Here is a 20,301-nt window from a genome sequence, read left to right on the forward strand (position 1 = left end):
TCAGAGAATCTTCGCCAGCAGGAACACCACCATGGAAATGAGGATGGTCGAGGCGAAGGGCAGCGAAAAGATGCGGCCGAACAAACGGAAACGCAAGTCCCCCGGCAAGCGCCCGATGCCCAGCTTTTCCAGCCAGGGCAGCAAGGTCGAGAACACGATGACCGAAAGAAAGATGACGACGATCCAGCGAATCATGCGTGGCTCCTCACAGGCGATGAGTGCGGTCATGGCGCAACATGCGCGTGGGCCACTCAACGTTCTTGCCGACGGCCAGCACCTTGAAGAGCTCGCCCATCTCGGCCGGGGAAATCAGTTTCTGCATGCCGTTGGCCAGCGGCAGATAACGCAGGCTGTCCTCGGGCGAAGTACGCAGCAGCAGCTCACCGATGCCGGCATTGAGCAGGAAGGCACCCTGGCTGGTGTAGGCCAGCACTTCAGCCCCCTCTTCTACGGCGGCCACCGCCATGGCCGTGAAATCCACGTGCGCGGTGATGTCCTGCAAGCCCGGCCAGTAGAAGGGATCGGTGTGGGCGTGATGGCGATAGTGGCACATCAGCGTGCCCTGGTCGCGATCATGCAGATAATATTCTGCGGCGGGGAATCCGTAATCCGGAAGGATCGCCAGCGCGCCGGGACCGCTGCTCAGCATGCGGCCCAGCGTACGCATGAAGCCGATGGCCACTGGCGACAGTTCGGTGAGATAGCCGGTCGGCAATGCGTCGGCATCAGGAATCTGCGCCACCGGCAGATCGCTCGCGGCGCGGTCCGAGAACTGCAGGCGGCCGGTGGCATCGACCGTGACGCCACGTTCCTGCCAGCCCTCCTCGGCCTTGACGACCAGCCGCACCGGCATGGCATCGAGCACTTCGTTGCCGATCACTACGCCCGAGAACGTTGTCGGCAGAGCATCGAGCCACTCGACCAGCGGTGCGAAGGCGGCCAGGGCTTCCTGCTGGCGGGCGCGCAACTGGGCCGAGATTTCCACGATGAAATATTTCTCCGGCAGGGCGCCGCGCGTCTGCAATTCGGTGAGGATGTCGCGCGCCAGCTTGCCGGTGCCGGCACCGAATTCCAGCAGCACATTGGCCACCTGCGGACTGGATGCGATCACTTCGGCAGCCAGATGGGCCAGGGTCGCGCCGTACAAGGGCGAGATTTCCGGGGCGGTTGTAAAATCCCCTTCCTTGCCCAGTTTGGAAGAACCCCCGCTGTAATAGCCGACCTGCGGCGCATACAGGGCCAGTTCCATGTAACGTTCGAAGGAGATCCAGCCGCCGGCTGCGGCGATCTCGTCCGCAATCAGGTGCTGGAGGGTCTGCGAGGCGGACTGTGCGTCAGCGCCGGGGTCGGGTAGTTGCAGTTGCATGGGCCGTATTGTATTGGACTATTGGAAACCGGGAACATGACTTCATCCTCTTCTGCAGGCGTTGCGCTGGTCACCGGCGCAGCACGCCGTATCGGCCGTCACATCGCCCTGGCCCTGGCGCACGCTGGCTGGGACGTGGCGGTCCACTACAACCGTTCGCGCGAGGAAGCCGACACGCTGGTGCGCGAGATCGAAGCCCTGGGCCGGCGCGCCCTGGCGGTGCAGAGCGAGCTGGGCGACGAAGCCCAGGTGCGCTCCCTGCTGCCCCAGGCCGCGCCGCTGGGACGCATCACCTGCGTGGTCAACAACGCCTCGCTGTTCGATTACGATGACGCCGCCAGCTTCGGCAACGACCGCCTGCTGCGCCACATGAGCGCCAACGTCGGCGCTCCCGTGCTGCTGGCACAGGCCTTGTTCGAGGCTACGCCGGAGGGGCAGCAGGCCGTGGTGATCAACCTGCTGGACCAGAAACTGTACAATCCCAATCCCGACTTCCTGTCCTACACCCTCTCCAAGGCCGCCCTGCACAGCGCTACCACGCTGCTGGCACAGGCACTGGCGCCCAAGGTGCGGGTGGTCGGCGTGGCCCCCGGGCTGACCATGGTCTCGGGCGACCAGACCGAGGAGCAGTTCGACAAGGCGCACACGGTCACCCCACTGGGCCGTGGCAGCACGCCCGAGGACATTGCCGCTGCGGTCTGCTACGTCGCTTCGGCGCGGGCCGTCACGGGCACCACCCTGCTGGTCGATGGCGGCCAGCATTTGCTTCCCCTTTCGCGCGACGTCATGTTCGTGGCGAAATAACCTTAATTTTTTCTGATCATGCTCTTTCTCTCCCATCCTTCCCTGCAAGATTGCCGCCGCCTGTTCCTGCGCAACTACGAGGTGTTCATCAACATCGGCGTGCACGAGTTCGAAAAGAAGGGTGAGCAGCGCATCCTGATCAACGTCGACCTCTACGTCCCGCTGGCCGAGACCACCCCGACCGCCGACCACCTGGACGAAGTGGTGGACTACGACTTCATCCGCTCCACCATCGCCGAGCGCATGGCGCGCGGCCACATCCATCTGCAGGAAACCCTGTGCGACGACGTCATGACCGCCATGCTGGCCCACCCCAAGGTGCGCGCAGTGCGGGTGTCGACCGAGAAGCCGGATGTGTATCCGGATTGTGATTCGGTGGGGGTGGAGACTTTCCGGATCAAGGCTTGAATCAAGGTCGCATCCAGATGGCCGTTCGGACTGAGTAGCGAAGCGTATCGAAGGCGCGCCGCTGTCAGATGAGTCCATTCGCCTTCGATACGATCCTTCGGATCTACTCAGTCCGAACGGAAAGCAGTAGCGCAGCAGAGCCCCGACCATCAAAAAAAATGCCGTCCAGTCTGCACTGAACGGCATTCATTCCGGCAAGGCGATCCCGCCTTCCCTTCTTACATTCCCATATACCTGCCCGCCCGGTGATTCAAGGCAATCACCAGATTGGCCGTCACCGCCCCGAGGATGGACGCCAGCAGCACGCGCGGCGTCACCACGAACAGCGAACACAGAACGATCACCACATCCACGCCCATCTGCAGCTTGCCCGCGCGCAGGCCGTAGCGGTCCTGCAGGAACAGCGTCACCACATTGATGCCACCCAGGCTGGCACCATGGCGGAACAGCATCACGAAACCCACACCCATCAGCAGTCCACCCAGCACCGCGCTGTAAAACAGGTCCAGCTTGGCATAGCCGATGAAATGCGGGTGCATCAGCGAAAAGCCCGACACCAGCGCCACCGCACAGAAGGTCTTGCCGGTGAAGCGCAAGCCCATGCGGCGAAACGCGAAATAGTAGAACGGGATGTTGATGGTGAAGAACACCACGCCAAAGGGCAGCCCCGTCAGGTAATGCGTCAGGAAGGCCAGGCCGGCAGTGCTGCCGGTCAACAGGCCTACCTGGCTGTACATGTTCACCGCCAGCGAGACAAAGAGCGTACCGGCCACCAGGGCCAGCACGTCCTCATAACTCTTGTGGCGCAGGTCGGCCGCAGAAACGGCGGCCTTGCTTGCCACTTCAGCCACGCAGCACCTCGGCCATGGTCTCGGCCACGCGTGCAACGTTGCTGTCGTTCAAGCCCGCCACGCAGATGCGGCCGGTGCCCACGGCGTAGACGCCGAACTCGTCACGCAGGCGGTCCACCTGGGCCGAGGTCAGGCCGGTGTAGCCGAACATGCCATTCTGGCGCAGCAGGAAGGAGAAGTCCTGGTCCGGCACCGCGCTCTTCAATTGCGAGGCCAGCTTGACGCGCATGTCACGCACGCGCACGCGCATCTCTTCGACTTCGGCACGCCATTGCGCGGCCAGCTTGTCGTCGTTCAGCACATGCGCCACCAGCAGCGCACCATTGCGTGCAGGGCTGGAGTAGTTGCGGCGCACGGTCAGCTTGAGCTGGCCCAGCACGTTGGCGGCCTGACCCGCTTGCGGGCAGAACACCGACAAGGCACCGATGCGCTCGCTGTAGAGCGAGAAGATCTTGGAGAAGGAGTTCGACAGGAAGAAGGGAATCTGGCGACGCACCGCTTCACGCACCGGCCAGATGTCCTCGTCCAGGCTCTCGGCAAAGCCCTGATAGGCCAGGTCGAAGAAGGGCAGCAGGCCGCGCTGCTCGACCACGGCGATGATCTGCTCCCACTGCGCGCGGGTCGGGTCGACGCCGGTCGGGTTGTGGCAGCACGGGTGCAGCAGTACCACGGCGCCCTTGGGCAGGCTTTGCAGCTTGTCCAGCATGCCGTTGAAATTGAGGCCCTTGGTCTGGGCATCGTAGTAGGGATAACGCTCGGTCTTGAAGCCCGCACCTTCGAAGATGCCGACGTGGTTGTCCCAGGTCGGGTCCGGCAGCCAGATGGTGGGCTGCGGGAAGAAGCGCGCGATCAGGTCGGCACCGACCTTGAGTGCCCCCGACCCGCCCAGGGTCTGGACGATGGCCAGGTGCTCGGAGGACGGCAGATCAGCACCGAAGAGCAGTTTGGCCACGGCCTGACGATAGGCGGCATGACCTTCCATGGGCAGATAGACGTAGGGTGCGCCGATCTCGGCCACCGCAGCCGAAGCGGTGCGCACGGAGGGCAGCACCGGCACCACGCCACGGCCATCGGTGTAGATGCCGATGCTCAGGTTGACCTTGTTGCTGCGCTCGTCGCGCTGGAATTGTTCCATCAGGCTCAGGATGGGATCGCCGGCATACGGCGGGAGATGCGAAAACATGAGGACCTCGTCAATGTGGGAAAACGCCGGTGCCGGCAGCGTTGAACTTGTCCGGCAAGACCGCCATGGTAGCGCGGCACGGGAAAAAATTCCCGTGCCGTGTGCCACCTGTGCGTTTTTTCACAGGTATTTTTTCAGGCGGAAGTGATAAATGCTCACGCACACCAGGCTGATGGCCGCGCAAATCATCAGGTAATAGCTGGGCGAGACCGGGTTGCCGGTCCTGCCCACCAGCCAGGTCACCATGAAGGGGGTGAAGCCGCCGAAAATGGTGGCCCCCAGGCTATAGCTGATCCCCATGCCGCGCACCCGCGTGGCCGGCGGGAAGATCGAGGACAGCACCACGCCCAGCGAGCCGAAATACACCGCCTTGAGGATGCCGGCCCAGATCATGATGGCCATCATCACCCACACCGTCGGCACGGCGATCACCCAGACGAACGATGCGTAGATGGTGGCCAGCGTCAGCACCGTGGACACCACCATGATGCGGGTCCGGCCCACGCGGTCAGCCAGCATGCCCATGAAGGGTGCGCCAATCATCAGGATGGCACCGGTCACGGCGGCAGCGGCAAAGGCAGTCGATTGCGGCAGATGCAGTTGCTTGATGGCAAAGGTGGGCATGTACAGCAGCATCAGGTAGGTGGCGGCGGTAGAGACCGAGAGAATGCCCATGGTCACCAGCACCCGCGTGAGCTGCAGGTCCCAGCTGGCATCGTCCTCGCCAGCCACTTGCACCTTCTTCGCCATCGGCACTTCATCGATATGACGGCGGATGTACAAACCCACCGGCGCGATCAGCAGGCCGAAGGCGAACGGCAGACGCCAGCCCCAGGCGGCGATCTGCTCGGGCGTGAGCCACTGATTCAACAAGAACCCGGCCAGTGCCGCCATCAGCGCGGCGGCGCCCTGACTGGAGAATTGCCAGCTGGCCATGAAGGCGCGGCGCTTGGAGCCGGTCTCGGTGAGCAGAGCAGTGGCCGAGCCGAACTCGCCGCCGGCCGACAGCGCCAGCAGGATGCGCGCCACCAGGATGCCGATGGGCGCAGCCACGCCGATGCTTTGGTAGGTCGGGATGACGGTGCAGATGAGGGTACCGACCACCGTCATCGAGAGAGACACCAGCAGCGCCGGCTTGCGGCCGACCTTGTCGCCATACCAGCCCAGCAGGATCGCACCCAGCGGACGGAACAGGTAGGACAGGCCGAAGGTGGCAAAGGTCACCAGCAGCGAGACCGTATCGTCCCCGGTGGGAAAGAAGAGTTTGGAGATGGTCACCGCAAAGAAGCCGTAGGCCACGAAATCGAACCACTCCAGCGCATTGCCGATGGAGGAGGCGACGATCAGTCGCCGCGTGCGCGCGGCCGACATCGGCGCGGGGGACGCTTCTGCTGCTGGAGAAATTTCCGGTGTTGCCGAGGGTGACGCTGCGTTCATGGTCGTGTTCCCGTTGGAAGATGGACTGCGCTGGCTTGCGTTCGCGAAAATGAAAAATGAAAAAGGGAGGGATTCAGGCAGCCGCAGACTGCGCCCGCTGCTGGCGCACCTGCCGTCCCTGCTGGCCGATATCCCACAACAGGCCCGCCATCAGTTGCAGGCCTTCGCGCGCCACCGGAGCGAGCAGGTGTTCGTCAGGCGCATGCTGCGAGCAGGAGGGATAGGAGTGCGGCATCCACAGCGTGGGCAGGCCCAGCGCTTCCGAGAAGCAGTGATTGGGGATGGTGCCGCCCAGGTTGGGCAGGATGGTCACGGGCTTGCCACAGGTTTCCTGCAGGGAGCCGGTGGCCAGGCGCACCCAGGCATCGTCCGGATCGAGCCGCGTGGCGGGTGCAGCGGCCTGGATCTCGATCTGTACATCGGCATAGCCGTGTTCATCGAGATGGCGGCGCAGGCTCTGCTGGACGTCTTCCCAGACGGTGCCGACCACGAAGCGCAGCTGGAACACCGCCTGTGCCCGCGCCGGAATCGCCCCCACCGGGCGCTGCGCATTGCCGGCCTCGAAGGCAATCAGCTCCAGCGTATTCCAGGCAAACAGGCGTTCACCGGCGCTCAGGCCCGGCTCCCCCCAGTGCGCATCGAGCACCGGATCACCAGCATCGCTGCCCACCGCAAAATCGCGCACCAGCGAGCGCACGCGCTCGCTCACATTGCGCGGACGCAGACCCGGCACCCGGATCACGCCGCGCCCATCCACCAGCGAGGCGGCCGCATTGGCCAGGACGGTGGCCGGATTGCGCAGCACCCCGCCCCAGTTGCCGGCGTGGTGCGCGCCATTGCCGGTATCGAGCACCAGCTTGAATTGCAGCGCCCCGCGCGAACCGAGAAACAGCGTCGGACTGGACGCGGCCAGGCGCGGGCCATCCGAGGCCAGGAACAGATCGGCCTCCAGATAATCGGCATGATCGCGGCAGGCCTCGTAGAGACCGGGCGAGCCCAATTCCTCGCCCATTTCGAAAATCATTTTCAGGTTGCAGCCCAGCTTGCCATCGGCGGCCGGGATGGCTGCGGCCAGCGCGCCCAGGTTGATGCTGTGCTGGCCCTTGTTGTCAGCCGTCCCGCGCCCGTACCAGCGCTCGCCGTCCGGACTCAGCTGCCAGGGGGAGCGATCCTGCTGCCAGCGGCCTTCCTGGCCGTTGACCACATCGCCGTGGCCGTACATGAGCACCGTCACCGCCTCGACTGATTCGATACGGCGTGCCAGCAGCAGGGGCGGCGCGCCCTCGACCGGATTGACGATCTGCCGCGTCTCGAAACCCAACGCGGCCAGCGCCGGTGCGATCTCTTCACACAGGTAGGTGGCCAGCTCGTCGGCGCGCGCCGGGTTCTGGCTTTCGGTTGGCAGTGCAATGCGACGTTGCAGATCACGCTGGAAACGGCCCGAATCGAAATACTCGGTGGCCAGGCGAAGGGCGCTGCTGCGGGACATGAAGGACTCCAGGTGAACTGTCATTGGAGACGATTCTAGAAGCCACCATGGTTTCCAACAATGTCAATTTTTAAAACGATTCTTTCTCAAATTGGCAAAATAATTTATTGTGTTGTATACGGCGTTTCAGCCCAAGAAGCGTGCACGAATACAGTAGTATGCGGATCATTTTGTGCACCATTGTTGTTGCGCACCATGATGGTCTTGCGCAGCTTTGCAATGATTTTCTCTTCACCTTGCCAAATTCAGAAAGCTATTTCTGCCATGCAAAGTACCGCTCTGCGCTATTTCTATCAGGTTGGTCGCACTGGCTCACTGACCGCCGCCGCCGAACGGCTGCATGTGGCGGTCTCGGCGGTGAGCCGCCAGATCGCCAAGATGGAAGAAGAAACCGGCGTGCCCCTCTTCGAGCGCCGCGCGCGCGGGATGGTGCTCACGCCGGCGGGCGAAGTGCTGATGGCCTTCGCGCGGCGCAACCTGCTGGAGGTGGAGCAGGTCATGGCCGAGGTCAAGGGCCTGCATGCCGTGGGCCAGAGCGTGGTCACGCTGGCCTGCTCGGAAGGCTTTGCCTGGGACCTGCTGCCCAACGTGATGGCGCACTTTCGCGAACAATATCCGGGCATGCAGTTCAAGCTCAACGTGGTGGGTGCGGCCAAGGCCTCGCAGATGGTCATCGATGGCGAGGCCGATATCTCGGTCACCTACAGCCTGGGGCCGGTGGAAGGTCTGAACATCGCCTACCGCGAATCGGGACCAATCTTCGCATTGATGCGACGCGACCATCCGCTGGCCGCGCGCACGCTGCTCGCCCTGAACGATCTTTCACCCTACCCGCTGGCCTTGCCGGAACAGGGCTCCACGGTACGCCAGCTGTTCGACATTGCCTGCGGCATGCGCGGGTTGCTGTTCGCGCCCGTCTTCACCAGCCACTCGCTGGGCGCGGTCTACCGCTTCACCGCCCGCTCGCCCGACACCGTGGCGCTGGGCGGCTTCCTCACCGTACAGGAACGCGCCGAGGAAGACGGCATGGCCCTGGTGCCCATGGCCGAGAGCGAACTGCATCAGCGCACCCTGCAGGTCCAGACCATGGCTGGACGCAAGCTGCCGCCGGCGGTAGCGGCCTTCATCGACTTCCTGGTGGCGGCGATCCGGCAGATCCGTACCCGCCACGAACTGGGCGGGCTGCAAGCCGACAAATGAGCCGGACCCAGCAGCGATATGAGGCATCCATGCGACGCTTGCCGCGCAGCAAGCCACGCAGAAATGGCGGGATCCGGCGCTGCATGAGAAAATGCCGGTCCTCCGCCCGCACGCAGCCTTCCGCCCCTATCCCCTACGGACATGGATGAGCGGCAACATTGCTCGTCCGGCAGCAACAGCCTACCGATTGAAGGAATATCCCATGAACGACATTGCCGCTGCAGTGCAACTGTCCGACCTCGCCGACCTCGATGCCTCCTCCGCACAGGAGCAGGAAGAACGCGGCCAGCCCGAAGTGACCGCGCGCGGTTCGCGCCGCTTCGAGCTGCTGGAAAAGAACATCCGCCGCCTGACCGGTCGTGCCATCGCCGACTTCGACATGATCCGCGACGGCGACGTCATCATGGCCTGCATGTCGGGCGGTGCCGACAGCTACACCATGCTCGATACGCTGCGCTACCTGCAGACGGTAGCACCGGTGAAGTTCGAGATCATCGCGGTCAACCTGGACCAGAAGCAACCGGGCTTCCCCGAGCACATCCTGCCGGAATACTTCGAACGCATCGGCGTGCGTTATCGCATCGTCGAGGAAGACACCTACAGCATCGTCAAGGAAAAGATCGCCCCCGGCAAGACCACCTGCTCGCTCTGCTCACGCCTGCGTCGCGGCATCCTGTACCGCGTGGCCAAGGAACTGGGCGCGACCAAGATCGCACTGGGCCATCACCGCGATGACATCCTGCACACCTTCATGCTCAACATGTTCTACGGCGGCAAGATCAAGACCATGCCGCCCAAGCTGATTGCCGATGACGGCGAGAACGTGGTGATCCGCCCGCTGGCCTACGTGCGCGAGCCCGACATCAAGAAATATGCGGCGGCCATGGAGTTTCCCATCATCCCCTGCAACCTGTGCGGCTCACAGCCCAACCTGCAGCGCCAGGCCATGCGCGAGATGCTGAACCAGTGGGAGAAGACCAATCCCCTGTGGATCAAGAGCATGTTTACCGCCATGGCCAACATCACGCCCTCGCACATGCTGGACCGCAGCCTGTTCGATTTCACGAACTTCACCGCCGGTGCAGGCAAAGAGGCACAGGGCGACACCCTCTTCGACCGTGACGACAAACTGGACCAGGGCCAGTCTGTCATCAACCTGGTGTGAGCCGGCGAGACGCTTCGGCTCATCGCGGCGTCTCGCAAAAAAACTTAGTCCGACGAGACACTGCGTTCCACCTCATCCGGGCGAAATCCCCCTGCGGCGCGGCTTTCGCGCCCATCGCCGATTCCCGGGAGATGATGCAAAAGTAAATTTTTGTTGTCGTCCGGCTATAGTCGGGGATTGGGCATCAAATACCCTCCTCTTCCGCGCTTGAAGGCCAAAACACGCATGTTCTAATCTGTCCCATCGCAATGCCGAGCCGCGAGGCTGCATTGCCAGGGAAAGAAAAAACATAACCATGCAGTCGTGGTTTCGCAGGGAAACGTGGTCCCGGCCAGTGTCACGGCCGGACTGCGTGGTATCGCCATCCGCGTCATTGAACGGCTTGCCGCCGTCATGCCTCTGCACCCCGAACGACTCTCTGCCATACGTGTAAGAGGCTGCCTGATGGCTAACTTTTGGCGCGACAAGCGCGTTTTCATCACCGGTCATACCGGCTTCAAGGGAAGCTGGCTGACCCTGTGGCTGCACCTCATGGGAGCCCGGGTGAGCGGTTACGCGTTGCCGGCGCCGACCAATCCCAGCCTGTTCCATCTGGCGCGTCTGCAGAACTGCGTGCAGACCACTACCGGCGACGTGCGCGACCCCAAGCATCTGGCCGACACGCTGGCGGCCGTGCAACCCGATGTGGTATTCCATCTGGCCGGACAACCGCAGATCAGCCAGGCGTTCCTCAATCCGCTGGATACCTTCGCCACCAACATGATGGGCACGGCCCATCTGCTGGAGGCTGTGCGTTTGACGCCCAGCGTGCGCGCCGTCGTGATCGCCACCAGCAACAAGTGCTACGAAAACCGCGAATGGCTGTGGGGATACCGCGAAGATGATCCCATGGGCGGACGTGACCCCTTCAGCAGCAGCAAGGGAGCGGCCGAACTGGTGACCTCGGCCTATCGCCGCTCCTACTTCTCGCCCGAGAAGGGCAGCCAGGTCGGCGTGGCCACGGTGCGCACCGGCAATGTCATCGGTGGGGGCGATTTCTCGCCGGAGCGGCTGGTCCCCGATTTCATCCGCGCGCTGGAAAGCCAGGAGCCGGTCATCATCCGCCAACCGCGCGCGGTACGTCCCTGGCAATTCGTGCTGGAGCCGCTGTCGGGTTATCTGCAGATTGGCAAGCTGCTCTACGAGCACGGCAGCGCCTATGCCGAAGCCTGGAATTTCGGACCGGCCGAAACCGACCTGCAGACCGTGGCCCAGATCTGCGCCACCTTCAACCACTCGCTGCAGAAGAACGATGTGGAACCGATCGAAGTGCGGCTGGAACCGGAGGAAGAGCCGCAGGAAGCCGTGCTGCGCCTCGACATTTCCAAGGCCCGCCAGCGCCTGGACTGGATCCCGCGCATGGAACTCTATACCGCTCTTGAGCTGACCGCGCAGTGGTATGCCGGCTATCTCAACAACGAAGACCTGCGCACCCTGAGCGAGAACCAGATCGCCTTCTACCAGAGCCTGACTTAGTCGCCTCAGCCTCCCCTGCCCGGCGGGCGCATCCTCAGGACAGATAAGGGTCGACGACGCGCGCAGCAAAACCCGACTTGCCGGCGATTTTCATCATGTTGAGCCGGGTCAGCGCCGGTCTTGGGGTAATGACCACCGGCATGGAAGCTGCGCTGAGCAAATCCGAACTCTGTATCAAGGCACCCGCCAGGCGTTCGCCGGCGCGTTCGCGATCATGGGGGATGATCCTTCCGGCTCCTACCCGCTCGGCGAGCACGGTATCGCCAGCCGTGGCCAGCAGCAGATCGGTACCCGCTCCCCAGGCTGCCACCGGCCCGCTCTCGCTGAGCCGCAACAAGGTCTGGCTCAGGCGGGCATTCAGGTCTGCCCTGAACGTCAGGAAGCGTCGGGTACAGCCGATGGCATCTCTGCCGCCCTCCCGATGCAGCAGCAGACGGGCTCGGGGCACAAACCCGAACAGGCTGACCTCTTCACGCATGACGGTCCAGCCACAGGAACGCGCCAGGGCCGCCAGTCGGTCCACGGTGAAATAATGAAGATGCTGCGGACAGATCTGGTTGCTCATGCTGAGTACCTCATCGTTGAGCAAACTGTGGTCGGGCGTCTCGAGGTAGAGATAGGCACCAGGCCGTGCCTGGTTGCGCAAGCCGCGCAAGAGACGACGCGGGTCGATGATGTGCTCGAATACATGGCTGCAGAATCCCAGGTCGAACTGCGCATCTTGCTCTGCATGTTCATCCAGCACATCCAGCCGCAAGGTTCTCGTAGAGATTCCATCCAGCGGCAATGGCGCAAAGTCGTAACCCGTCAGTTGTTCGCGCGGCACGCCGAAGCGCTGATGCAGCGCCTTGAGCACCTCCCCGCGCCCGTAACCGAAGTCGGCAATGCGAGGGGATTGCTGAGTTTTTCTGACCGTTTCCAGGGCATCGGCGGCAAACGCCACCATGTCTTCGTAAGGTGAACTGCCGTCCGTCGACCAGACCTGCTCGTCCAGCGGGCGCGCATACAGGTCGGCGATCAGTTCTTCGGTGATGACGCGCAGATCCACCATGACATGCCCGCACGTTCGGCATCCCATGATCTGATGCTCGTGCATCTTGCTGCCCAGCATGAAAGGAACGCGGCCGACAGGATCAAAGGCGCTGCCGACGCAAATGGGACACTGAAGTGACATTTCTGCTCCTGATCAGGAGGATGAAGCCGCCGGACTGGCGACTTCCACGATCTCGCAATACTGCAACGGCGCTGTCCGCCATGCAGCCGAGGCCCAGCGCCAGCCTACACCGAAGCCGCTCATGAGCAGATTGAGCGGCGCCGTCGCCTGCACTGCCGGGCCCGCCAGGGCCGAGGCGATCGCCAGCGGGATCGATGCCGAACTGGTATTGCCGAAGCCGTCCAGTGCCAGCACCATCTGCTGCTCGCTGAACCCGACCTTGTTGGCCAGATGCCGCAACATGGTTTCGTTGGCCTGGTGCAGCAGCAGGTAATCGACGTCAGCGTTGTTCCAGCCGGCTACCTCCATGGCCGCGGCGATATTTTTCGGGACCTGGCGCAAGGTGAAGGCGAAGACCTGGGCACCGTCCATGAACAGATGACCGAAACAGGCATCATCTACCGGATGACGCGCAGCGCCATCGCGCACGGTCAGATAGGGCGCGCCACTGCCGTCCACCCCCGGCACCACGGCCAGGAAACCGCTGTCCTGGTCGCCGCGCTCCAGCGCGATTGCGCAGACGGCATCACCGAACAGGGGACGGGTATTGTGATCCTGCGGCGGGACGAACTGGGTAGTGGTATCCCCCACCACCAGCAGGGCACGGCGGCCATTGCTGCTGGCCAGCAGACTGGACGCAACCCACAGGCCGTCAACGAAACCGGAACAGCCACTGGTGATATCCAGGCTGCCACAATGCTTGCGCAACCCCAGCCGATGCTGCAGCAAAGGCGCATTGCCGGGGAGCGGGTAGTCAGGGGTCTGCGTCACCACGATCAACAGATCCACACTGTCGGCCGGCCACTGCAGGCCCTCCAGCAACTTGCGTGCCGCGGCCTCGCCAAGATCGCAGGCGGTCATGCCGGGCGGGACCAGGTGGCGGGTGTGGATCCCGGTGGCGGCGGCGACCTTGTGCGCATTCTCGTAGCCCCACTGACGGGTGAGCGTGTCGGCGTCTTCGGTCTGCGCTGGCAGGGCGGCCACCAGGCCCCGCAGGTGGATGCCGGCCAGACGGCTGTGCAGGGCGGATGTGGTATCAGGCATTGATGCCACCATCGATGGTGATGACCTGCCCTGTAATGAATGCCGCCTCGGGAGAGAGCAGGAAGCGCACCATCGGCACCACGTCATCGACACGGCCCAGGCGACCCAGCGGGGTTCTGCGCACGATCTGCTGGCGTCGCTCCGGTTGCAGCGATGAGGACATGTCGGTTTCCATGTAGCCGGGCGCGACCGAATTGACCGTGATGCCGCGTCGGCCCACTTCGCGCGCCAGCGAACGGGTGAAGCCATCGAGCCCGGCCTTGGTCGCGGAATACGGACCGAGGCCGTTATAGCCATGACTGCCGATGATGGAACTGATGTTGATGATGCGACCGGCTCCGCCATGACGCAACATCAGCTGCACGACCGCACGCGTCATCTCGATGGCGCCGACCAGGTTGACGTCGATCATCTTCCTGATTTCGACACTGGGCAGCGTGGCCAGCACGCCATCGCGTGCCACACCGGCATTGTTGATCAGGGCATAGGGGCTCTTGACCTGGTGCCGGGTGCAAGCCTGCCTGACGAACACGGGCACCGCATCTGCATCGGCCACGTCCAGACGACTGTAGCTGAGGCGCGCGCCGAAACGGCTCGCCAGCGCGTCAAGCCCGGCCCCCGGTTCCTCGCTGCGCGCGCAGGTAGCGACCTCATATCCGGCTTCCAGCAGGGCGGTGGCAAACGCCAGGCCCAGGCCCTTGCTGGCACCGGTGACCAGCACCAGTTGGACATCCTGTCCTTGCTCATTGGGAGACATGTTTTCTACCTTTCTTTCCGGACTCCAGGACCACACTGTCCACGAATCGATAGCGCGCCGGTCTGGCTACCGCAGGCAGCAGTTCCACGGCACGCGCCCTGAGTGCCGCTTCCACGACGGCTGGATCACTGCCCTCGCGGGCGCACACCTGAACCACCAGAAGATGGCCGAGAATGGGATTGGGATGCGCAATCACGCACAGGTCGGCCACCCCATCCACGCCTTCCAGCAAGGCTTCCACCTTCTCCGGTACGACCTTGGTCCCGCCGATATTGACGACCGAATCGCGTCGGCCCACGAACTGCACGCGATCGGCCTGCAGCTCCACCAGATCCCCCGTACGCAGCCAGCCATCAAGCTCTGCCGCTGTACTGCCGGCATAGCCCAGCATGCCGCGCGCACTGCGGATCTCCAGTTCTCCTTCATGGATGCGCAAGTGCACCCCTTCCACCGGATGGGTCAGCCACTGTGCCGGAAAGCCGGCCTTGCCGTCGGCAACGGTGAAGCCGACGCCGGCCTCGGTGGAGGCGTAGATATGTCGCACGCTCGCCTGCGGGAATCGCTGGCTCAGCGCGTCCAGCAGGGGCTGTGAGCAAGCCTCGCCGCCCAGGGTAATCACCTTGAGCGTGGAGGTCGGATCGGCGGGCAAGGCCGCCAACAGGGCGCGCCAGAAGGAAGGAGTGGCGCTCACGTGGGTGGCGCCACTTTGCAGGGCGCTGCAAAGTGCGTGGATGCTGCGTTCGGGTGCCAGCAGACGGGCGCCGTTGACGGCTGCCGTCAACAGCACCTGCAGACCGGCGAAGGATGCGGGTTCATAGCTGAGCAGCCAGACCGCCTGGCTGCCGTGCGGATGATGACGGACGCCGGCCAGCAGCCGTTGCAGCGAATACACCGCAGACTTGGCGCGTCCGGTCGTGCCGGACGTAAACAGCCGCAAGCCGGGCTGCGCGTCGGACTGCTCAGGATCGATCCAGGCCGGCACGCCCGGCGCCAGCTCGCGCGACATCAGGCCGGCATACTGCTCGACCGTGCCTTCGCGCGCCAGGGCGATATCCAGCGGCGCAAGCTGCGCCATGATCACTCCCACCAGAGCTGCGCGCGCACTGCGGGCATCGAGCGTCAGCCTGACGGTGTCGCCCAGCGCCTGTACGGCCTGCTCGGCCAGGCCCAGCAGTTCCTGCAGAGCACACTCGCCCCTGTCATCCTGGAGGACCAATGCTGGCGCAAAGTGCAGTCTGGACGACGCCACGACAGGCCTCAACGCTCGGAATAGATCGCGGCCAGATCACCGACCGTGACGAAGGAGCGAAAGCCTTCGCGGAACGGATCGTGTCCGATCTTCTCTTCCAGAACCAGCAGGAATACCGCAAGGTCCAGCGAATCGATCGGCAGTTCACCATGCAGGAACACCGTATCGGCGTCCAGGGTGGCGGGCACCGGGAAGTTCTTCTGTGCCAGCAACTCGCGCAGGCTTTCAATGATGACGTCGAGAACGTCGGAATTTACGGCTGACACTTGTTCTCCTCTATGCCGAATGCTCTGAGGCTATCAGCGATGCTTTGGGTATTCCAGCGGCGCGCCTCCCACTCCTGGCGGAGCAGTTCGAAGACATGGACGTCCCGATACACGCCGTTCTTGATTATATGCTCTTTGAGTACACCGACTTCCCGCATTCCCAGCAGTCTCTGCAGCTTCAGCACGCGCTGATTGGCGTCGATGATCTGGATGACGTTCTTGTGCATGCCCAGCACGTAGAACAGGTAATCCATGAAGTAGGCATGCACATGTCCCCCGAACTTGCGGGCAGCCTCGACGGTGCCAAAGTAGGAGCCGCAACTGCAGCGACCATTGACACGATCGATATCGGCATAGGAAAGAAAACCGACCGGTTCGCCATCGCCCAGGATCAGGAAATGTTCGTAGTCGCTGCGGGCTTCGCAGCCGGCCAGCCAGCGACGCTGCTGTTCGAGCTGGTCCGGCTGTACATCCGAAAACATCATGTCGTTGATGCGTGGCTGCGAGCGCCAGCTCAGGATCAGCGCGGCGTCATCCAGGGTGGGGCGTCGGAAGGTGATGCTCATGCGGGTTGCCTTTGCAAAGATGCGAGGAAGTCGCCGATCCCCGCCGTCAGCCAGGCAGGCCGCAGAATGTGGGGAATGTGACCGCCATCCTCGTTGAGCACGAGGTCCGGCTCAGGCGGGAAGGACGAACTCTCCGGCAGGGGAACGATACGATCATCGCGACTCCAGAAGAATCGCAACGGCATGGGCAGCGCCTCCCAGTTCACGGTCCGCGCTTCACCGGAGGCGGCCGTCACGATCATGTCCTCCAGCATCTCAGTCAGGATTGACCGGCGCTCGGCACTGCCCATCTGTTCCAGGTGATGACGCGCCATGCGCGGTACGCTGTCGCAGCTCCTTCCGGCCAGCGATTGTGCATACGCCAGCGCCTTGTCGAGATCATCGGCCGCCAGCGCCTGGCGCAGCAGGGGAAGATTGAAGCGGCTGTCCAGTCCGGCGCAGGCCACCAGCGACAGCGAGGCGAATCGATCCGGCGCACGCAATGCCCCCTGCAAGGCAATCCAGGCGCCGAAGGAATGGGCCACGACATGGCAGCGCGACACCTCAAGAGCGTCCAGCGCATCCTCCAGCCAGCCGGCCGGATGACCGGACCATGAGGCCAGATTGCGCCCATGACCGGGCAAATCCAGCGCCATGATCCTTCCGTACCGCGCCAGAGGCACGATGCAGTACTGCCAGGAAAACATGTCGCCCAGAAAACCGTGCAGCATCACGATCGGCAAGGAGCTCTCCCGGCCATGAGTGAGCACATGATGCCGGGCGCGCCGACCGGAAACCGTCGTGACTTCCATGAAAGACCTAGCCGACCATATGACCGCCATCTACGGTCAGGTTGGTGCCGGTGATCCACTTGCTGGCGTCCGAGAGCAGGAAGGCGATGGGTGCCGCGACGTCCTCGGGCTGCCCCATGCCCATGGGATGGCGTTGCAGGATGGAGGCGACCTGGGACTCGTTCATCTCGGCAAAGGCCTTGCGCGACATGGCCGTATCGATCATGGCGGGCGCCACGGAATTGACCCGGATACCATCGCGCAACAGCTCCATGGCCAGGCCGCGCGCGGCAGACATCAGGCCGGCCTTGCTGGCACCGTAGACCACATTGCCCGGCTGACCGAGAAAACCACCGATCGACGACACCAGGACCATGGAGGCAGCAGGCGCGGCACATCCTTTCTGCCGCATGCCTCGGGCCAGGGCCAGGGCCGAGCCCAGGTTGGTGTGCATGATTCTGTCGAAATGCGCAGTACTGAAACTGCGTACGGGAAGCGTCTGCTGCACGCCTACGCAATAGACCATGCCATGCAGCGGCCCTTGCCGGCACACTTCGTTCTTGAACCAGGCGGGCACCTCATCGAGGCGGGTAACGTCAAAGGGAGCAATGGCATGGCCCTCGCCGGCGAGTTCGGGCAGCACGGCCTCGAGGCGCTCGCCGTCACGGCCGTTGAGGATCACGCTGGCGCCAAGGCTGGCGACCAGGATGGCGGCAGCACGTCCGATGCCGGCCGAGGCGCCTGCGATGAGGATGCGCCGACCGGCAAGATCGAAGGGATCAGTCATGGCACCGCCGCAACAGCAGCCGGTTCAGTTGCCAGCCTTGGCCAGTGCGACCAGGTCACCGATGGTCTTGGCCTTTTGCAGATCGTCGCCCGCCAGGACGTGACCGGCCTTTTCATCGACCAGGGCGATGAAGCTGATGGTCGCCAGCGAATCCCAGGTATCGAGGGTATCGAGCGGCGTGGCAGCGGAAATCTCGCTGGCATCCACTTCGAGAATTTCGGCGAGTGCGTTGATGATGTCTTGATCGTTCACTATGGGCCTCTGTACGCAAATTGACTGGAAGGCATCTTAACACCCGCATCACGGCTTCATACAAGTAAGAAACGCCGGTTTTCCCGGCCAATTCTAACGGGGCCAGGCCGGGCGGAAACCCGCTCAGCCAGCCAGATAGCCGCCATCCACGGGCAGCGTTGCCCCGGTGATCCAGGCACTGTCAGGCCCCAGAAGAAAGGCGCATGCCTTGGCGATATCAAGCGGCCGCACCAGTCCCAGCGGATGGGCCTGCAGCAGCGCCTGACGCTGCGCCTCGGCCAGCAGCTGAAACTGTTCATCGGCCTTGGGGCCCTGCACGACGGCGGGGGCCAGGCAGTTGACGCGAATCGGCTTGTCAGCCAGCTCCAGCGCGAGCGACTGGGTCAGCGACACCAGCGCGGCCTTGGACGCCGCATACAGGCTACGGGCTTTCTGCCCGCGCAGCCCGGCAACGGAACCGATGAGCACCATGCTGGCACCGGCCGCAGAGACTCCCTTCTGACGCAGGCCCTTGGCCAGCATCAGAGGCGCGGCCACGTTGACATGAAAATACCGGTCGAACTGCTCGGCATTGATGCGGCTCAAGGGCGAATATCCCTGGAACGACGCCGAATGCACCAGCCCGTTCAGAGCAGTCTCAGCGGCGATGGCCTTGATCCGTGCCGGGATTGCATCCAGCTCGGCCAGGTCCATCACTTCCACGGTGTGACGCTCAGGATGGGCGATGGTATCCCGCGTCTGTTCCAGCGCATCCCTTCGCCGCCCCAGCAGGACCAGCGCAGCGCCCAGGTCGGCCAGCTCCCGGCAGATGCTCAGCCCGATGGCCGAATCGGCGGACGCGCCGGTGACCAGGATGCGCTGTCCCCGCCATTTCCCTGACTCGCTCATCGTCCGCCGAGCCGCAGTGGCGGGAAATCGTCAGGGATCTCGATGACCGCCGGTGCCGGGATCGGCCCGACGTCGGCGACCAATGAGGCCCACGACCAACCGACCCCGAAGCCGGCCAGCATGAGCTTGCGGGTGCCCTTGCCCAGTTGTTCGGCCAGACTGCTGCAAATGGCCAGTGGAATCGACGCCGAACTGGTATTGCCGTAATCGTGAAGATCAACGATGAAGCGCTCGGCATCGACGGCGATCTTGCGGCGGATCTGGTCGAGCATCAGCTTGTTGGCCTGGTGCAATACGAAATGATCGATCTGCTCGCTGCTCACCCCGGCCAGTTCCAGATTGGCCTTGACCAGGGGCGGCACTGCACGCAAGGAGAAGGAAAATACCTCGGGGCCATTCAGGCTCAAGCGGGCATCGCGATAGGCCGCTTCATGCTGCTCCGCATTCATCGGCTGCTCTTGCGGAATGAGCGGGTTGCGACGGCCACCGGCCTTGACGACGATATGCGGTGCACCCCGTCCGTCGGTGCCCATGACCACGTGCATGGCGCCACTGCCCGGCCGTTTCTCCAGCGCGACGGCGGCACCGGCGTCACCGAACAGGGGGCGGGTGGAGCGGTCATCGGGCATCAGATGCCTGGTGCTGGTATCGCCGCACAGCACGAGTGCCCGCTTGCCACTGGCCCCGGAGAGCATGGTGGAGGCGATCCAGGTCGCATAGATGAAGCCCGAGCAACCGAGGTTGATATCAAGCGCTGCGCAACTGGTTGGCAAACCCAGACGATTCTGGATCAGACAGGCCGTGGCGGGGAGGTTGTAATCGCTGTCCTGGGAAACGAAGATCAGCACTTCCACCGTCGACGGATCCCATTGCAGCGACTTCAGCAGATCCTCCGCTGCGGCCACGCACATGTCGGAGGCACACAGATGCGGCGGCAACACGCGGCGCTCGTAGATGCCGGTACTCTGCTCCAGCTTTTCCGCCTCGGCGGGAGTGAAGATGCCGGGTTCCCTGACGTAGGAATGACGATGGACCGGGACGGCGACCCGGAACCCTGCGAAAGCGATGTCTTGGACTGTGGCGTGCATGGC

22 protein-coding genes are annotated in these 20,301 nt (G+C 63.5%); 5 read left to right on the plus strand and 17 right to left on the minus strand.

Annotation, left to right across the window (positions count from 1 at the left end):
- Both GWL_RS18340 and GWL_RS18345 read right to left on the minus strand, forming a co-directional pair.
- Entirely contained in the window at positions 1 to 195 is a 195-nt protein-coding gene (locus GWL_RS18340) for a DUF2905 domain-containing protein (RefSeq protein ID WP_008333015.1), read from the minus strand.
- A gap of 10 nt (positions 196 to 205) precedes the next feature.
- Positions 206 to 1,366: a class I SAM-dependent methyltransferase gene (locus GWL_RS18345; protein WP_008333017.1), complete on the minus strand. Its 1,161-nt coding sequence runs from the start codon at positions 1,364 to 1,366 to the stop codon at positions 206 to 208.
- A gap of 36 nt (positions 1,367 to 1,402) precedes the next feature.
- Between GWL_RS18345 and GWL_RS18350 the strand changes: the two genes are divergently transcribed.
- Both GWL_RS18350 and GWL_RS18355 read left to right on the plus strand, forming a co-directional pair.
- Positions 1,403 to 2,170 carry an SDR family oxidoreductase gene (locus tag GWL_RS18350; RefSeq protein WP_008333019.1) on the plus strand — a complete coding sequence of 256 codons (768 nt, stop codon included), beginning with the start codon at positions 1,403 to 1,405 and terminating at the stop codon, positions 2,168 to 2,170.
- A gap of 18 nt (positions 2,171 to 2,188) precedes the next feature.
- A complete protein-coding gene (locus tag GWL_RS18355) occupies positions 2,189 to 2,578 on the plus strand; it encodes a dihydroneopterin aldolase (protein WP_008333021.1) in 390 nt (129 codons plus the stop codon).
- Positions 2,579 to 2,796: 218 nt separating this feature from the next.
- Here GWL_RS18355 and GWL_RS18360 read toward each other — a convergent pair whose 3' ends face one another.
- From GWL_RS18360 to GWL_RS18375, 4 genes are all read right to left on the minus strand, one after another.
- The gene (locus GWL_RS18360; RefSeq protein ID WP_008333023.1) at positions 2,797 to 3,429 is read right to left on the minus strand and encodes a YitT family protein; all 633 of its coding nucleotides are present in this window, start codon (positions 3,427 to 3,429) and stop codon (positions 2,797 to 2,799) included.
- Positions 3,422 to 4,612: an amino acid aminotransferase gene (locus GWL_RS18365; protein ID WP_008333034.1), complete on the minus strand. Its 1,191-nt coding sequence runs from the start codon at positions 4,610 to 4,612 to the stop codon at positions 3,422 to 3,424. The genes GWL_RS18360 and GWL_RS18365 overlap by 8 nt, the downstream gene beginning before the upstream one ends.
- Positions 4,613 to 4,732: 120 nt before the next feature.
- Complete coding sequence (locus GWL_RS18370; protein WP_008333036.1) at positions 4,733 to 6,049, minus strand: MFS transporter; 1,317 nt, start codon at positions 6,047 to 6,049, stop codon at positions 4,733 to 4,735.
- Between the two features lie 73 nt (positions 6,050 to 6,122).
- Positions 6,123 to 7,538, minus strand: coding sequence for a M20 family metallopeptidase (locus GWL_RS18375; RefSeq protein WP_008333038.1), 1,416 nt, complete (start codon positions 7,536 to 7,538; stop codon positions 6,123 to 6,125).
- Positions 7,539 to 7,802: 264 nt separating this feature from the next.
- On the opposite strand from GWL_RS18375, the gene GWL_RS18380 reads away from it, so the two are divergent.
- The 3 genes from GWL_RS18380 (at position 7,803) to rfbG (ending at position 11,418) form a co-directional block, all read left to right on the plus strand.
- Positions 7,803 to 8,738, plus strand: a complete 936-nt coding sequence (locus GWL_RS18380) for a LysR family transcriptional regulator (RefSeq protein ID WP_034351412.1) — start codon at positions 7,803 to 7,805, stop codon at positions 8,736 to 8,738.
- 202 nt (positions 8,739 to 8,940) lie between these two features.
- The gene (gene ttcA, locus GWL_RS18385; RefSeq protein ID WP_085943577.1) at positions 8,941 to 9,903 is read left to right on the plus strand and encodes a tRNA 2-thiocytidine(32) synthetase TtcA; all 963 of its coding nucleotides are present in this window, start codon (positions 8,941 to 8,943) and stop codon (positions 9,901 to 9,903) included.
- 444 nt (positions 9,904 to 10,347) lie between these two features.
- A complete protein-coding gene (gene rfbG, locus GWL_RS18390) occupies positions 10,348 to 11,418 on the plus strand; it encodes a CDP-glucose 4,6-dehydratase (RefSeq protein ID WP_008333046.1) in 1,071 nt (356 codons plus the stop codon).
- Between the two features lie 34 nt (positions 11,419 to 11,452).
- Here rfbG and GWL_RS18395 read toward each other — a convergent pair whose 3' ends face one another.
- From GWL_RS18395 to GWL_RS18445, 11 genes are all read right to left on the minus strand, one after another.
- Positions 11,453 to 12,496, minus strand: a complete 1,044-nt coding sequence (locus tag GWL_RS18395; RefSeq protein ID WP_237713599.1) for a class I SAM-dependent methyltransferase — start codon at positions 12,494 to 12,496, stop codon at positions 11,453 to 11,455.
- A gap of 108 nt (positions 12,497 to 12,604) precedes the next feature.
- Positions 12,605 to 13,675 (minus strand): 3-oxoacyl-ACP synthase III family protein, encoded by a 1,071-nt coding sequence (locus GWL_RS18400; RefSeq protein ID WP_008333052.1) that lies wholly within the window; start codon positions 13,673 to 13,675, stop codon positions 12,605 to 12,607.
- Positions 13,668 to 14,432: an SDR family NAD(P)-dependent oxidoreductase gene (locus GWL_RS18405; protein ID WP_008333053.1), complete on the minus strand. Its 765-nt coding sequence runs from the start codon at positions 14,430 to 14,432 to the stop codon at positions 13,668 to 13,670. The genes GWL_RS18400 and GWL_RS18405 overlap by 8 nt, the downstream gene beginning before the upstream one ends.
- Complete coding sequence (locus GWL_RS18410) at positions 14,419 to 15,681, minus strand: class I adenylate-forming enzyme family protein (protein ID WP_237713600.1); 1,263 nt, start codon at positions 15,679 to 15,681, stop codon at positions 14,419 to 14,421. The genes GWL_RS18405 and GWL_RS18410 overlap by 14 nt, the downstream gene beginning before the upstream one ends.
- 8 nt (positions 15,682 to 15,689) lie before the next feature.
- Positions 15,690 to 15,947, minus strand: coding sequence for a hypothetical protein (locus tag GWL_RS18415; RefSeq protein WP_008333056.1), 258 nt, complete (start codon positions 15,945 to 15,947; stop codon positions 15,690 to 15,692).
- A complete protein-coding gene (locus GWL_RS18420; RefSeq protein WP_008333060.1) occupies positions 15,935 to 16,513 on the minus strand; it encodes a GNAT family N-acetyltransferase in 579 nt (192 codons plus the stop codon). Before GWL_RS18420 ends, GWL_RS18415 begins: the two co-directional genes overlap by 13 nt.
- A complete protein-coding gene (locus GWL_RS22780) occupies positions 16,510 to 17,226 on the minus strand; it encodes an alpha/beta fold hydrolase (RefSeq protein WP_237713603.1) in 717 nt (238 codons plus the stop codon). Before GWL_RS22780 ends, GWL_RS18420 begins: the two co-directional genes overlap by 4 nt.
- An 85-nt stretch (positions 17,227 to 17,311) precedes the next feature.
- Positions 17,312 to 18,070 (minus strand): SDR family NAD(P)-dependent oxidoreductase, encoded by a 759-nt coding sequence (locus tag GWL_RS18430; RefSeq protein WP_008333065.1) that lies wholly within the window; start codon positions 18,068 to 18,070, stop codon positions 17,312 to 17,314.
- 24 nt (positions 18,071 to 18,094) lie between these two features.
- Positions 18,095 to 18,322, minus strand: coding sequence for an acyl carrier protein (locus GWL_RS18435; protein ID WP_008333067.1), 228 nt, complete (start codon positions 18,320 to 18,322; stop codon positions 18,095 to 18,097).
- 123 nt (positions 18,323 to 18,445) lie between these two features.
- Positions 18,446 to 19,210, minus strand: a complete 765-nt coding sequence (locus tag GWL_RS18440) for an SDR family NAD(P)-dependent oxidoreductase (RefSeq protein ID WP_008333068.1) — start codon at positions 19,208 to 19,210, stop codon at positions 18,446 to 18,448.
- Entirely contained in the window at positions 19,207 to 20,298 is a 1,092-nt protein-coding gene (locus GWL_RS18445) for a 3-oxoacyl-ACP synthase III family protein (protein WP_008333070.1), read from the minus strand. The genes GWL_RS18440 and GWL_RS18445 overlap by 4 nt, the downstream gene beginning before the upstream one ends.
- Positions 20,299 to 20,301 lie beyond the last annotated feature (3 nt).

The sequence above is a fragment of the Herbaspirillum sp. GW103 genome (genome assembly GCF_000261365.1).
Taxonomy (GTDB): Bacteria; Pseudomonadota; Gammaproteobacteria; order Burkholderiales; family Burkholderiaceae_D; genus Herbaspirillum.

What these genes read in the sequence shown, in the direction of transcription:
- GWL_RS18380 (WP_034351412.1), top strand. Translation starts at nt 7,803, where the DNA reads ATGCAAAGTACCGCTCTGCGCTATTTCTATCAGGTTGGTCGCACTGGC.
- GWL_RS18405 (WP_008333053.1), bottom strand. Translation starts at nt 14,432, where the DNA reads ATGTCTCCCAATGAGCAAGGACAGGATGTCCAACTGGTGCTGGTCACC.
- rfbG (WP_008333046.1), top strand. Translation starts at nt 10,348, where the DNA reads ATGGCTAACTTTTGGCGCGACAAGCGCGTTTTCATCACCGGTCATACC.
- GWL_RS18420 (WP_008333060.1), bottom strand. Translation starts at nt 16,513, where the DNA reads ATGAGCATCACCTTCCGACGCCCCACCCTGGATGACGCCGCGCTGATC.
- GWL_RS18440 (WP_008333068.1), bottom strand. Translation starts at nt 19,210, where the DNA reads ATGAGCGAGTCAGGGAAATGGCGGGGACAGCGCATCCTGGTCACCGGC.
- GWL_RS18345 (WP_008333017.1), bottom strand. Translation starts at nt 1,366, where the DNA reads ATGCAACTGCAACTACCCGACCCCGGCGCTGACGCACAGTCCGCCTCG.
- GWL_RS18350 (WP_008333019.1), top strand. Translation starts at nt 1,403, where the DNA reads ATGACTTCATCCTCTTCTGCAGGCGTTGCGCTGGTCACCGGCGCAGCA.
- ttcA (WP_085943577.1), top strand. Translation starts at nt 8,941, where the DNA reads ATGAACGACATTGCCGCTGCAGTGCAACTGTCCGACCTCGCCGACCTC.
- GWL_RS18400 (WP_008333052.1), bottom strand. Translation starts at nt 13,675, where the DNA reads ATGCCTGATACCACATCCGCCCTGCACAGCCGTCTGGCCGGCATCCAC.
- GWL_RS18445 (WP_008333070.1), bottom strand. Translation starts at nt 20,298, where the DNA reads ATGCACGCCACAGTCCAAGACATCGCTTTCGCAGGGTTCCGGGTCGCC.
- GWL_RS18375 (WP_008333038.1), bottom strand. Translation starts at nt 7,538, where the DNA reads ATGTCCCGCAGCAGCGCCCTTCGCCTGGCCACCGAGTATTTCGATTCG.
- GWL_RS18355 (WP_008333021.1), top strand. Translation starts at nt 2,189, where the DNA reads ATGCTCTTTCTCTCCCATCCTTCCCTGCAAGATTGCCGCCGCCTGTTC.
- GWL_RS18395 (WP_237713599.1), bottom strand. Translation starts at nt 12,496, where the DNA reads ATGGGATGCCGAACGTGCGGGCATGTCATGGTGGATCTGCGCGTCATC.
- GWL_RS18340 (WP_008333015.1), bottom strand. Translation starts at nt 195, where the DNA reads ATGATTCGCTGGATCGTCGTCATCTTTCTTTCGGTCATCGTGTTCTCG.
- GWL_RS18430 (WP_008333065.1), bottom strand. Translation starts at nt 18,070, where the DNA reads ATGACTGATCCCTTCGATCTTGCCGGTCGGCGCATCCTCATCGCAGGC.
- GWL_RS18365 (WP_008333034.1), bottom strand. Translation starts at nt 4,612, where the DNA reads ATGTTTTCGCATCTCCCGCCGTATGCCGGCGATCCCATCCTGAGCCTG.
- GWL_RS18370 (WP_008333036.1), bottom strand. Translation starts at nt 6,049, where the DNA reads ATGAACGCAGCGTCACCCTCGGCAACACCGGAAATTTCTCCAGCAGCA.